The organism is Acidovorax sp. NPDC077693 (assembly GCF_044542805.1).
Taxonomy (GTDB): Bacteria; Pseudomonadota; Gammaproteobacteria; order Burkholderiales; family Burkholderiaceae_C; genus Acidovorax.
In genome coordinates, this window is sequence record NZ_JBITVD010000008.1 from 282,889 (window position 1) to 296,362 (window position 13,474).

General features: G+C 65.5%; 10 protein-coding genes. All 10 read right to left on the reverse strand.

Translation table 11 applies throughout. The features are described from left to right. Nucleotides 1–447 precede the first annotated feature (447 nt). Nucleotides 448–1,983: a RimK family protein gene (locus ACIGHN_RS13710; protein ID WP_396504809.1), complete on the reverse strand. Its 1,536-nt coding sequence runs from the start codon at nucleotides 1,981–1,983 to the stop codon at nucleotides 448–450. A gap of 1 nt (nucleotide 1,984) precedes the next feature. Then, a complete protein-coding gene (locus tag ACIGHN_RS13715) occupies nucleotides 1,985–3,103 on the reverse strand; it encodes a GNAT family N-acetyltransferase/peptidase C39 family protein (protein WP_396504811.1) in 1,119 nt (372 codons plus the stop codon). A 206-nt stretch (nucleotides 3,104–3,309) separates the two neighbouring features. Continuing rightward, on the reverse strand, nucleotides 3,310–3,648 hold the full coding sequence (locus tag ACIGHN_RS13720) for a hypothetical protein (RefSeq protein WP_396504812.1): 339 nt from the start codon (nucleotides 3,646–3,648) through the stop codon (nucleotides 3,310–3,312). A gap of 176 nt (nucleotides 3,649–3,824) precedes the next feature. After that, entirely contained in the window at nucleotides 3,825–4,529 is a 705-nt protein-coding gene (gene kdpE / locus ACIGHN_RS13725; RefSeq protein ID WP_094291090.1) for a two-component system response regulator KdpE, read from the reverse strand. A gap of 7 nt (nucleotides 4,530–4,536) precedes the next feature. Then, entirely contained in the window at nucleotides 4,537–7,308 is a 2,772-nt protein-coding gene (locus ACIGHN_RS13730; RefSeq protein ID WP_396504814.1) for a DUF4118 domain-containing protein, read from the reverse strand. Between the two features lie 45 nt (nucleotides 7,309–7,353). Continuing rightward, nucleotides 7,354–7,926: a potassium-transporting ATPase subunit KdpC gene (kdpC, locus tag ACIGHN_RS13735; RefSeq protein ID WP_056414702.1), complete on the reverse strand. Its 573-nt coding sequence runs from the start codon at nucleotides 7,924–7,926 to the stop codon at nucleotides 7,354–7,356. A gap of 10 nt (nucleotides 7,927–7,936) precedes the next feature. Beyond that, on the reverse strand, nucleotides 7,937–10,036 hold the full coding sequence (kdpB, locus tag ACIGHN_RS13740) for a potassium-transporting ATPase subunit KdpB (protein WP_056414699.1): 2,100 nt from the start codon (nucleotides 10,034–10,036) through the stop codon (nucleotides 7,937–7,939). Nucleotides 10,037–10,045: 9 nt separating this feature from the next. Continuing rightward, nucleotides 10,046–11,851: a potassium-transporting ATPase subunit KdpA gene (gene kdpA / locus ACIGHN_RS13745; protein WP_396504815.1), complete on the reverse strand. Its 1,806-nt coding sequence runs from the start codon at nucleotides 11,849–11,851 to the stop codon at nucleotides 10,046–10,048. A gap of 1 nt (nucleotide 11,852) precedes the next feature. Continuing rightward, the gene (locus tag ACIGHN_RS13750; RefSeq protein ID WP_056414695.1) at nucleotides 11,853–11,951 is read right to left on the reverse strand and encodes a potassium-transporting ATPase subunit F; all 99 of its coding nucleotides are present in this window, start codon (nucleotides 11,949–11,951) and stop codon (nucleotides 11,853–11,855) included. A 229-nt stretch (nucleotides 11,952–12,180) separates the two neighbouring features. Next, on the reverse strand, nucleotides 12,181–13,155 hold the full coding sequence (locus tag ACIGHN_RS13755; RefSeq protein WP_396504816.1) for a magnesium and cobalt transport protein CorA: 975 nt from the start codon (nucleotides 13,153–13,155) through the stop codon (nucleotides 12,181–12,183). Nucleotides 13,156–13,474 lie beyond the last annotated feature (319 nt).

A 13,474-nucleotide genomic window follows, 5' to 3' on the forward strand; every position in this document is an offset into this window, starting at 1 on the left:
ACCGGATTTGGGAGGATGCCAAGGCAGCGGCAGTGCGGCAGAGGGCCCGCCAATCATCGCACCGTCTGCCGGCCACGGGGGCTGCGCCCGCATGCCCTGGTCGCAGCCCCATTCACCAGTCAGGCACAAGCAACTGCCATGACAGCCATGATGAACCAGCCCCAAGCCCCCGCCGTATCCACACCTGTGCGGGCTGCGCGGCAAGCAGGCGCAGGACTGGCGTCTGTTGGTGAGCGCGGCACAGACACAAACCAAGAAAACAAGAGAAAAAGCGGCCCTCGCGCATCCACAAAGCGCTACATGCTACTTATTTGATAGCAAATCAATCGCACACTGCCGCGTCCCCACAGAAGAAAGAGCGGGTGTGAGCAGCCCCACCATCTGCCCACACCCTCCCTTTGCAATCGGGCCAATGTCGGGTGCCGACCCGCCAACGGACAACACGCGCTAGCCCGCAGCCACCGCCAGGCCCAGGGCGGGCTGGTGATCCAGGCCGCCCACCACGCGGCTGTTGCTGAAGCGCTGCTCCACCTGCCTGAGGAAATGGGTGAGCAGCAAGCGGTACAGGCCATCGCCCAAGGCTGCGTCCTCCACCCCCACATCGAGGTTCGGGTTGTCGTTGATCTCGATCACGTACACCCCGGACGCCGTGGCCTTCAGGTCCACGCCATAGAAACCATCGCCCACCAGGCGGGCAGAGCTGACAGCCGCCGCCAGCACCTGCGGGGGCACCTGGTCCAGCGGTATGGCCTGCACCCGGCCCTCGGTGTACTTGCCATTGGCCGTGTGTTGCAGGATCTGCCAGTGGCCGTCGCACATGAAGTACTTCGCTGCAAAGATGGCCTGGCCTGCCAGCACGCCGATGCGCCAGTCGAAGTCGGTGTACATGAACTCCTGCACGAGGATGATTTCCGACTCCTTGAGCATGTCCCGGGCGATGCCATGCAGCTGTTCAAAGTTCTCCGCCTTTTTCACACTGCGGCTGAACGCACCGTCCGGCACCTTCACCACCACCGGGTAGGCCAGCCGGTGCTGCATGTCGGCCAGCGTGCGGCGGCTGACCATGTGCGTGAGCGGGGTGGCAATGGCATGCTCGCGCAGCAACTCCGCCAGAAAAGCCTTGTTGGTGCAGCGCAGGATGGACGCGGGGTCGTCGATGACCGGCATGCCCTCCGCCATGGCTTTGCGCGCGAACTGGAAGGTGTGGTGGGTCACGGCCGTGGTCTCGCGGATGAAGAGTGCATCAAACTGGGTCAGCCGCGCCAGGTCCTTTTTTTCGATCAGTTCCACGGCAATGCCCATCTCCTGCCCCACATCGACCAGCTTGCGCAGGGTCTTGAGGTTGGACGGCGGGAGACGATCGTGCGGGTCGTGCAGCACCGCCAGGTCCATGCGCGGCTGGGGCATCGCGATCATGGGGCGCCAGCTACGCCGTGTGTACTGGAGCAGGGCTTGCACGAAGACCTCGTCGCGCGCGGCATCGACATCGCGCAGGTCCAGCGCCTGCAGGCCACCGATCTGCCATTGGGCCGACTGCTCCTGCCTCTCCAGCGTGACCTCCATCAGCGGGCAACGGAACAGCTCGAAGCTTTTGCGAGCCAGCGCAGCCAGTGACGGGTCGTCCATGATCCCGAAGAAGACATGCAGCGTCAGTGTGTTCACCGAGCGCGGTATCTCCTTGAGCGGACCAATCAGCCGGTTCAGCTGCGCCAGCGCCGAAGGCTCGAGGCGTTTGCGCTGCAGGCTCAGGATGGTGTCCACACTGGGCGTTACGCGGTCACCACGCGCCTCGGCCAGCAGCGAGCAGTAGTAGCCCATGCTGAGGTAGCCGTAGCTCCTGCACAGGTTGGTGACCTTGCGCACGCGCCCACGGTGCAGCGGCTGCTCTGCAACGAATTGCTCTGCCGTGATGACCTTGATGTCGGGCTGGCTCCATCGAAAGTCGGCCAGTTTTTCCACCACGATGACATGTTCTGAGGACAATTTATTTCTTTCCAGAAAGGATGACGGCCGCAGTGCGCCCACGGCGCCCATACCTTGCGACTTTCTTGAATTCACTCCAGCTGATGGACACACCGCCGTCCGGATCACCGGAACGTGCCATGGGGTCCAGCAGGCGAAACACCGCACCGTCGAAACCGGTGATGACCACCCAGTGCGGCGTCTTTTCCCGGTGCAGGCGCCACAAGCTGATGAGCACAATGGGCAGGCGCCCCGCCCGCAGTTGCTCGATCACGCTGTCAGGCGACACGGGCCGCGCATGGATCGGCACCTGGCGCGCCTCCAGTGCTGCCCTGAAGTCGTTCTCCACCAACTGGATCACGTCCTTCTTGCGGGGGTCGCGCACGCTGTCCATGAACAGCGATGCACCGGCAGCCGCATACACCGACACCTCAAAGCCGTGGGCCAGTGCGGCATGCGCCAACCCGAAGGGCCCACACCCGCCATGGCCTGCGGCCATGAACACCGTGGTGGCCTCGCGCCACAGGCGGATCTCGGCCGCCTGGTTCACCGGCATGGCCGGGTCCATGGCGGACATCGCCATCAGCAGCGCACAGGGGCCACAGGTGAAGTCCAGCGTCTGCGCATAGTGGCGCACCTGGTACGACGCCGCCGCCTGGGCCAATGCGCCATCGAACAGGTCCTTCTGAAAGCACAGGGCCTGTTCGCCATCCTCGTAGTAAGCGGTTTTGCAACCGGTGTGCACAAAGCCGTGGCGCGCGAACAGACGGTGCGCCGACAGGTTGCCAGCCCTGCTCTCCAGCCGCAGCACCGCACAGCCCGCATCACGCGCATCGCGGATCGCCGCCGCCAGCAGCCCACTGGCCACGCCCGCGCGCCGCACGGACGGTGCCACCGCTATGGAGTACAGGCGTGCCACGGACGATCCTTCGCGGCGCAATACCACGCAGGCCCCACCCAATGTCTGTCCCGATCGGACCACCAGCACGCGGGCCGAGGGGCTCAACAACAGACGCACCCAGCTCCTGCGCGAAATCCTGTCGCTGGAGAACGCGGCGTTTTCCAGCTGCTCCAGTGCGGGTAAATCTGCAGGGCCCGCCGTTGCGACGCCCCGCTCATCCGTCGATGGTGGTCGCTTCACGGGCAGTCCCCACGGGGCCGCTGCGCCTTGCGGTCAGACAGCTTCAATGCCACCCACCCCACTCCGATCGGAACCACGAGCACCATCACGGCCAACAACAATGCGATCCAATCAACCATGGCGCAGCAGCTCCTGGCGCATGCCGCACAGGGCGCTGCGCACAAAGCCAGCCTCAATGATTGGGCACCGCTGCGCGCTGCAATGGTTCAGTGGCATGAAACTGCCCCCGCGCAAGACCCGCTGGCCGCGCAGCCAATCTCGAGCTGCGGCAGGCCAGAGGCCAGGCAACGCTTGGCACTCTCCAGGTCGCGCCGCAGGATGTACAAAGTGCCCTTGGCCGTGTGGCGGGGCACGTCGAACGCCAGGCTGTATCCGCGCAGCTGCTGCCCGAGCACGGCCTGCAGCCTCGCGCGCAGGCTCTGCCCATCGGCATACGGCGTGGTGAACGGAACCAGCACCAACCCGGTGGGATCGCCATCACTCTCCCCCAGAGGCAACAGGTAAACCCGGTGCAAGCCCATACGGGGGCAACTCTTCATCAGCATGTTTTCACCACACGGAGCCCCCGGCAGGGGCACTTGTGGCCGGTGTTGAACATGCTGTCAGTCTAGGAAATCCGGCGTAAATCGTTCGTAAAAAATGCGGGGGCGGACATCAAATCGCTGTCAATCCAGCGGGGCTCCCCACGCATGTGCGCGGGTGCGCAGGGCTGGCGCCAGCCCTACACCGCCAGCCGGTATCCCACCCCCGACTCGGTGAGCAGATGGCGGGGCTGCGCGGGGTCGGCCTCCAACTTTTGGCGCAGGTGCCCCATGTAGATGCGCAGGTAGTGGCTCTGGTCCGACCGCATGGGCCCCCACACCTCGCGCAGCAGCTGCTTTTGGGTGATGACCCGACCCGCATTCGCCACCAGCACCATGAGCATGCGGTACTCGGTGGGGGTCAGGTGCACCTCCACACCCGCCTTGCGCACCAGGCGCGCACTGCGGTCCACCTCGACATCGCCGAAATGGAACAGGGGCTCCGCCGCCTCCTGCACCAGCCCGTTGCCGGTGGCGGCGCGGGGCCTGCGCAGGTTGGCCCGCACCCGCGCCAGCAACTCGCCGGTGCCAAAGGGTTTGGTGAGGTAGTCGTCAGCACCCGCGTCGAGTGCCGCGATCTTGTCGGTCTCATCGGTGCGTGCGGACAACACGATGATGGGCACGGCGGACCAGCCCCGCACATCGCGGATCAGCTCCACCCCATCGCCATCGGGCAGCCCCAGGTCCAGCACCAGCAGGTCGGGGTGGCGGGTGCCTGCGGCAGAAAGGCCCTCGCGCAGGGTTCCCGCCTCGTGCACCTGCCAGCCCTCGGCCTCCAGCGCGCTGCGCACAAAGCGCCGGATCTGCGGCTCGTCCTCGATCACCAAAACGGTACGTATCTGCATTGTTTTCTCAAGGGGCAGAAACGCCCCGCTCCATCTCGCTCAAACCGGGGTCGGGCGGCGGCTCGCGCCGCGCCAGGGTCACCGTGAATTCTGCCCCGCCCCCTTCCGCACTGGCGGCAGAGATCGCACCGCCATGCGCTTGGACGACGGCCTTGCAGATCGCCAGCCCCAGACCCACGCCCGGGGTGGCGGATTCCGCCTGGCCCCGGGTGAATTTTTCAAACAGGGTGTGCTCTTTGCCACGCACCGAGGCGGGCAGGCCCGGGCCATGGTCGCGCACCTTCAGCACCAGCATGTTGTCGGTGGTGGATGCTTTCACCACCACCGGCCCCGCGCCGTATTTGGCCGCATTCTCCAGAAGGTTGACCAGCACGCGCTCGATGAGCACAGGGTCGAACTCCACCAGCGGCAGGTCGGCAGGCACCTCGGTGCGCACAGGCATGTCGCCCAGCGCTGGTCGGGCGGCCCGGATGGCAGAGCCGACCACCTCCTCCACCGACTGCCAGTCACGCCGCAGATGGACGCTCTGCCCCGACACATCGCTCTCCAGCCGCGCCATGTCCAGCAGGTTGCTGACCAGCGCATTGAGCTGGTGCGCCTGGCGCACGATGGCCTTGGCCACGGTGTCTGTCTCTTGCGGCGGAGCGACCTGCAACGATTCGGCGAGCGTGATCAGGGCCGTGAGGGGGGTGCGCACATCGTGCGATACCGCTCCCAGCAAGGCATTGCGCAGGCGTTCAGACTCCATGTCCACCACGGCCTGCTGCGCAATGTCCACATAGTGCACACGCTCCAGGGCAATGGCGATCTGCCGGGCCAGGGTGTCGAGCTGTTGGGCCTGCTCGGGGATCAGCAGCCAGCGGGGCTGCGCAGGCTCCAGCGCCAGCACACCACGCACGCGCATGGGGGCCTTCAGCGGCTCATAGCGCCAGGCCTGCGCGGCCAGGGTGTTGGTGGCCAGGCCCGCGCTCTGCCCCTGGCGCAGCGTCCAGTCCGCCACGCTTTTGTCAAAGCCCGGCGGCACATCGTCGGGGTATTCAAGACGGTCCGACGCGTCCAGCGCCACCACCACGGCGCGGCCCCCGAAGTGCCCCTGCACGGCCGCCGCGCCGATCTCGATGACCTGGCTGGTCTCCAGCGCCGCAGACAGCTCGCGCGTCAGCTCAAACAGCGACTGGGCCCGCCGCTCCCGGCTGATCGACACCCCGGCGGCAAACCGCAACCCGGCCGTGAGCTGCCCCACCAGCAGCCCCACGCCCAGCATCACCGCAAAGGTGACGACGTACTGCACATCGCTCACCGCGAACGACAGGCGCGGCGAGACGAAGAAGAAGTCGAACGCCAACACATTCAGCAACGCTGCCATCGCTGCGGGCACGCGCCCAAAACGCATGGCCACCGCGACAACCCCCACCAGGTAGAGCATCACGATGTTGGTGAGCTCCAGTAAACCATGCAGCGGTGTCGCCAGCACCGTGACGGCAATGCTGGCGCCCAGCGCCCACAAAAACCCCTGCCAGCGATAGCGCCCTGCGCCGGGCTCGCCCGCATCCCCGTCATCATCCAGGCCGATGTTGCGGTCCCACAGCGCCCGAGGCAGGCGCCGCGAGCTACCCGCATGCGCTGCCTCGACGATGTCGAGCGAAGGCGCCCGTTCGGCCAACTCGCGCGCAACACCCTTGGAAGTGAAAAGTTTGCGCCAGCCCGCCCGCGCGGCGGGGCGCCCCAGCACCAGGGTGGCGCAGTTCAGATGCAGCGCCTGCGCCGCCAGGGCCGGCGCCACGCGGTCGCCCGTGAGCACGGCCGTCTCGGCACCCAGCTCCTGCGCCAGTTGCAGCACGGCCAGAATCCTGTCGCGCTGGGCTGCGCCCAGGCGCTGCAGCCTTGGCGTCTCCACATAGGCGGCATGCCACTTCACATTGAGCTGCCCCGCCAGGCGGGCGGCTGTGCGCACTGTCTGCGCCGCGTCTTCGTGGGGCCCGACACAGGCCAGGATGCTGCCCGAGGTGTTCCAGGCACTGCCCACGCGGCTGCCGGAAGCGCCCGACTGCTCCACCCGCCAGCCCAGCACATCGTCTTCCACGTGCTCCGCCGTGCGCCGCAGCGCAATCTCCCGCAGGGCTATCAGGTTGCCCTTGCGGAAAAAGCTCTGCGCCGCACGTTCGGCCTGCTGGGGCACGTAGACCTTGCCAGCGCCCAGGCGGGCGATCAGCTCGTCGGGCGTGGCATCGACCAGCACCACTTCGTCGGCGTTGTCCAGAACGGTGTCGGGCACCGTTTCGTGCACACGCACACCGGTGATGGCCCCCACCGTGCCGTTCAGGCTCTCCAGATGCTGCACATTGAGTGCCGTCCACACGTCGATGCCGGCAGCCAGCAGCTCCTGCACATCCTGCCAGCGCTTGGCGTGGCGGGAACCCTGCACGTTGGAATGCGCGAGTTCATCCACCAGCAAGATGGCAGGCTTGCGGGCCAGGGCCGCATCCAGATCGAACTCGGAAAGCGTCCTGCCCCGGTACTCCACCTGCTTCAGGGGCAGCGACTCCAGCCCCTCCAGCAACGCAGCGGTTTCCGCGCGACCATGGGTTTCCACCACGCCGATGAGGATGTCGCGCCCCGCGCGCCGCTCGCGCTGCGCGGCACTGAGCATGGCCCAGGTCTTGCCGACCCCGGCATTGGCACCGAAGTAGATGCGCAGCCTGCCCCGCTGGGTCTGCTCTTCCTGGGCGCGCAGTTGCGCAATCAAAGCATCGGGGTCGGGGCGCTGGATGTCAGTCATGCATCAACAAGTATCGGTGCCAAAAGTCAGAGCATGTCACGCATGTCAGCGCAAGCCGTCGAGCGCCAGGTTCAGCGCCAGCACGTTCACCCGGGGTTCGCCCAGCAGCCCCCACAGCGGCTGCTCCGCGTGCTTGCCAATCACGGCATTCACGCTGGCCACCGGCAGGCTGCGAGCCCGCGCCACGCGCCCTGCCTGGTACTGCGCCGCAGCCAGGCTGATGTGGGGGTCCAGGCCACTGGCCGAGGCCGTGACCAGATCCACCGGCACGGGGGCCGTGTTGCCGGGGTCGGCCGCGCGCAGGGCTTGTACGCGCGCCTTCACGGCATCGGTCAGCGCCGGATTGAGCGGCCCCTGGTTGGAACCGCTGGACGCCGCCGCGTTGTACGGCATGGGTGCCGTGGCCGATGGGCGGCCCCAGAAATGCCCGGGGTCTGAAAAGTTCTGGCCGATCAGCGACGAACCGACGGTCTGGCCATTGCGCTGCACCAGGCTGCCCGCTGCCTGCTGGGGGAACACCGCCTGGGCGGCGCCCGTCACCGCCAGCGGATAGAGCAGCCCGGTCAGCACGCTCAACAAGGCAAACAGCACCAGCGCGGGGCGAAGAATGTTTTTCATCAGAATCTCCTCAGATCAGCCCGACGGCCACCAGTATCCAGTCAATCAGCTTGATGCCCACAAACGGCACCAAGAGCCCGCCCAGCCCATAGATGGCCAGGTTGCGACGCAGCAGCGCCGCCGCACCCACCGGGCGGTAGCGCACGCCGCGCAGTGCCAGGGGAATCAGGAACACGATCACCAGCGCATTGAAGATCACGGCCGACAGGATGGCGGACGACGGACTTGCCAGCTGCATGACGTTGAGCGCGGACAGCTGCGGGTAGGTGGACACGAAGATGGCCGGCACGATGGCGAAGTATTTCGCCACATCGTTCGCGATGGAAAAGGTGGTGAGCGAGCCGCGTGTCATCAAGAGCGCCTTGCCGGTCTCCACCACTTCCAGCAGCTTGGTGGGGTTGGAGTCCAGGTCCACCATGTTGCCCGCCTCCTTGGCGGCCTGCGTGCCGCTGCCCATGGCCACGGCCACGTCGGCCTGGGCCAGCGCGGGGGCGTCGTTGGTGCCGTCGCCGGTCATGGCGACCAGGCGGCCTTCGGCCTGGTACTTGCGGATCAGCTCCAGCTTGTCTTCGGGCGTGGCTTCGGCCAGGAAGTCGTCCACCCCCGCCTCGGCCGCGATGGCCGCTGCCGTGAGCTTGTTGTCGCCGGTGATCATCACGGTCTTGATGCCCATGCGGCGCAGCTCGATGAAGCGCTCCTTGATGCCCGCCTTGACGATGTCCTTGAGCTCGACGATGCCCAGCACATGGCTGCCCTCGGCCACCGCCAGGGGCGTGCTGCCGCGCAGGGCCACCTGGTCGGCAGCGCTCATGACATCCTGGGGCATCTTGCCGCCCAGGGCTTCCACATGCTTGGCCAGTGCCAGCACGGCCCCCTTGCGCAGCATGGTGAGAGCAGATTCCGGCTGCCCCTCGGCTGCGGGCAGGTCCACGCCGCTCATGCGGGTCTGGGCTGTGAAGGGCACCAGCGTGACGCCCTGCGGGTTCTGTCCATCCACGCCAGCGCGGCGGGCCAGCTCCACAATGCTGCGGCCTTCCGGCGTTTCATCTGCCAGCGACGCCAGCAAGGCGGCGCGCGCAAGGCGCTCCTTGGACACACCCGGCGCAGGCAGAAATGCGCTGGCCTGGCGGTTGCCGTGGGTGATGGTGCCGGTCTTGTCCAGCAGCAGCACGTCCACGTCGCCTGCGGCCTCCACGGCCCGGCCCGAGGTGGCGATCACATTGGCCTGCATCATGCGGCTCATGCCAGCCACCCCCACGGCGGACAGCAGGCCGCCAATGGTGGTGGGGATCAGGCACACCAGCAGGGCCACCAGCGCGGTCAGCGAAACCACAGTGCCCGCGCCCGACGCCTGCACGCTGAAGATCGAAAACGGCAGCAGGGTCACGGTAACGACCAGGAACACGATGGTCAGCGCCACGAGCAAAATGGTCAGCGCGATCTCGTTGGGCGTCTTCTGGCGCTTGGCGGCTTCCACCATGCCGATCATGCGGTCGAGGAACGACTCGCCCGGGTTCACCGCCACGCGCACCACCAGCCAGTCGGACAACACCCGGGTGCCGCCGGTCACGGCAGAAAAATCGCCACCGGACTCACGCACCACGGGGGCCGATTCGCCGGTGATGGCGCTCTCGTCCACCGAGGCCACGCCCTCGATCACCTCGCCGTCCAGCGGGATCACATCGCCAGCCTCCACCAGCACCACGTCGCCCCGGCGCAGGTTGGTGGCCAGCTCGGGCAAGAACGCAGCACCGTGCACAGGCTCCTTGAGCTTCTTGGCCCAGGTTTCCTTGCGCAGCCCGCGCAGCGAGGCGGCTTGCGCCTTGCTGCGCCCTTCCGCCAGCGCTTCGGCAAAATTGGCAAACAGCACGGTGAACCACAGCCAGACCGTGATGGCCAGCACGAACGCCGGGCGCATGCTCGCATCCTCAGGCGCATTGAGTGCATGCAGCCACAGCAGCGTGGTGAAGATGCTGCCGATGTACACGATGAACATCACCGGGTTGCGCCACTGCACCAACGGACTGAGCTTGGCCAGCGCGCCCCAGAGCGCGGTCTTGATCAACGCTGCATCCAGCAGCGAAACGGAAGAAGTTTTTTTCTTGGTCATTGCCATACCTCACTGAACCCGGAGCATCAGGTGCTCCACCATCGGACCCAGGGCCAGGGAGGGCACGTAATTGAGAAGACCCACCAGCAGCACGGTGCCGATCAGCAGCGTGACAAACAAGGGACCGTGTGTGGGCATGGTGCCCGCCGTGACTGGCAAGCGCTTCTTGGCCGCCAGCGAACCCGCAATGGCCAGCACCGGCACGATCACGCCGAAACGGCCCAGCCACATCGCGAGCCCCAGCAGCACGTTGTAGAACGGCGTGTTGGCCGACAGGCCCGCAAAGGCGCTGCCGTTGTTGTTGGCGGCAGACGTCAGCGCATACAGAATTTCAGAGAACCCATGCGCACCCGGGTTGGCGATGCCCGCCCTGCCCGCGTCCGTGGCCACGGCAATCGCCGTGCCCACCAGCACCAGAATGGGCGTGACCAGGATGGCCGCCGAGGTGAGCTTCATCTCACGCACCTCGATCTTCTTGCCCAGGTACTCCGGCGTGCGGCCAATCATGAGGCCCGCCATGAAGACGGCGAGGATGGCAAACACCAGCATGCCGTAGAGACCCGTGCCCACGCCACCAAACACCACTTCGCCCAGCTGCATCAGCACCAGCGGCACCATGCCGCCCAGGGGCGTGAAGGAGTCGTGCATGGCGTTCACGGCACCGCATGAGGCGGCAGTGGTCACGGCAGCGAACAGTGCCGACGCATTGATGCCGAACCGCACCTCCTTGCCTTCCATGTTGCCGCCCGCTTGCAGGGCGCTGGCGGTTTGCTCCACGCCCAGCCCCACCCATTGCGGATTGCCGACTTTCTCGGCGGAAACCACAGCGATCACGGCCACCACGAACATCACCGTCATGGCCGCCAGGATCGCAAACCCCTGGCGCTGGTCGCCCACAACGCGGCCAAACGCAAAACACAGCGCGGCGGGAATCAGGAAAATCGCCAGCATCTGCACGAAGTTGGTCAGGGCCGTCGGGTTCTCATAGGGATGGGCGGAGTTGGCATTGAAAAAGCCACCGCCGTTGGTGCCCAGCATCTTGATGGCTTCCTGGGATGCCACCGGGCCCATGGCCAGGGTCTGGGTGTTGCTTGTCCTGGCTTCCATCACTGGCGCGCCATCGCTGCCCACCACCGGCTGGCCCGATGCGTCGAGCTTGGGCACTTCATAGGACGTTGTCTCCAGCGTCGCCACATCCTTGTAGGCGTCAAAGTTCTGGATCACGCCCTGCCCGACCAGCACGATGGAAATCACGAACGCGATGGGCATCAGCACCCAGGCCGTGATGCGCGTGACATCGGCCCAGAAGTTGCCCACAAAGCCTTGGCCATCGGTGCTGCGCGCTGCAAAGCCGCGCGCCAGCGCAAACGCCACGGCGATGCCGGTGGCCGCCGAGAAGAAGTTCTGCACCGACAGGCCCAGCATCTGCGTGAGGTAGCTCATGGTGGACTCGCCGCCATAGCCCTGCCAGTTGGTGTTGGAGACAAAGCTGATGGCGGTGTTGAACGAAGAATCGCCCGACACTGCGGCCATGCCCTGCGGATTGAGCGGCAGCAGGTGCTGCAAACGCTGCAGGCCATACACCGCAAAAGCGCCGATGGCATTGAAAGCCAGCAGCGCCAGCGCATAGCTGCGCCAGTGCATCATCTGTTCCGGCGCGACCCCGGCCAGTTGGTACAAAGGTTTTTCGATGGCATGCATCCACCTTGGCAGGCGGCCATCACAGACTGCAGCCAGCCATTTGCCGAGCGGCCACGCCAGCACGCCCAGCACGATCAGGAAGAGCCCCAGCAGGCTCCAGGCAGAGGTATCCATCTCAGAACTCCTCCGCGCAGATCAGCGCAAAGACCAGGTAGGCCAGCAGCACCAAGGCCACGATGGCGCCAAAGCCGTAGAGCATTTCCATGCCGATCATGAACGCTCCCCCTTGGCCGGGCCGAACTTGCCCAGCAAAACCACGGCCTCAGCCATGACCACCCACAACGCCGCCAGCGCGGCAATCCATAACACGTCCATCGACAACTCCTGCATCAAAACGTATGTTTGATTCTCAGAAGGTGGCCGTAAAAAGTGTGCACAGGTTATGGAGCGCGCCGTAAAAATGGCGTAAAAATGCCTGCCCGGTCGGCGGATCGCAGACGGGTCTACAACCAGCCCGCCTTGCGAAAGCGGTAGTACAGATAGCCACAGGTGCTGGCGATGAGCGCGAGCGCAGCCGCGTAGCCATAGCGCCATTTCAGCTCGGGCATGCTGTCAAAGTTCATGCCCCAGATGCCCGCAAACGCCGTGCACACGGCAAACAGGCTGGCCCATGCGGCCAGGCGCTTGACGACCTCTCCGTCCTCGATGGTGACCATGGAGAGGTTGACGTGGATGGCGGTGCCGATCGTGTCGCGAATGGAATCTATCGAGGTGTTGATCCGGCTCAGGTGGTCCACCACGTCACGAAAGTACTCCTGCGAGCCCATGCAGATCTGCGGAACACGCCCGCCATGCAGCTTGGCCGCCCCTTCCAGCAACGGGGCCACCGCATGCTTGAGCACCGTGAGGCGCTGTTTGAGTTCGTACAGCCGCCGGATGCTGGCTCGCGCAGCGCCCTGCGTAAAGATCTGCTGCTCGATGGTTTCCAGCTCCACCTCCAGCGCATCGATGACCGGGAAATAGCGGTCCACCACCGCATCCATGAGTGCGTACAGCACGAAGCCCGGCCCATTGCGCAACAGCTCGGGTTCCTGCTCGCAGCGCGCACGCACATCCACAAATCCACGTGGACTGCGGTTGCGCACCGACACCACATAGTTCTTGCCAACAAAGACATTGAGCTCACCAGGCCGTGACACCGGATCGGCAGCACCGCTGGATTCGAGCAAGTGCAGCACCACGAAGAGAGAGGACGCGTACTCCTCGACCTTGGGCCGCTGATGACCATGCCGGGCATCTTCTACCGCCAGTGGGTGCAGGCCGAACTCGGCCTGCAGTTCATCCAGCTCCTGCGGGGTCGCATCCTGCAGTGCCACCCACACGAAACACCCTGGCAGCGAAACGTGCTCGCTGATCTCGCTGACAGGGATGTCGGCCAGCTTGGTGCCGTCCTCGTACACAACACAATTGATCAACACCGCAGCACCCCTTGCAACACTGAAATGGAAGATGCAAGCAATCTTGCCATTGCCACAACGCCCCAGATCCACGGGCTTGCGCAAGATTTACGGCATGGGCTGCAATTTTTGCGAACTTTATACGCGGGCTTTTCTACGCTTGCGCTCTTGTCTTTTTCTCCACAATTGTTGCCATGAATCCCGCCTCTCACAAAGTACTCGCCGTCGCCCTGCTGGCCGCGCTCCCCATGCTGGCCAGCGCCCAGCTCACCGGCAACGTCAGCCTGACCACCAACTACAAGTTCCGTGGCCAGGACCAGGACGCCTCCAAGGCCAAGGC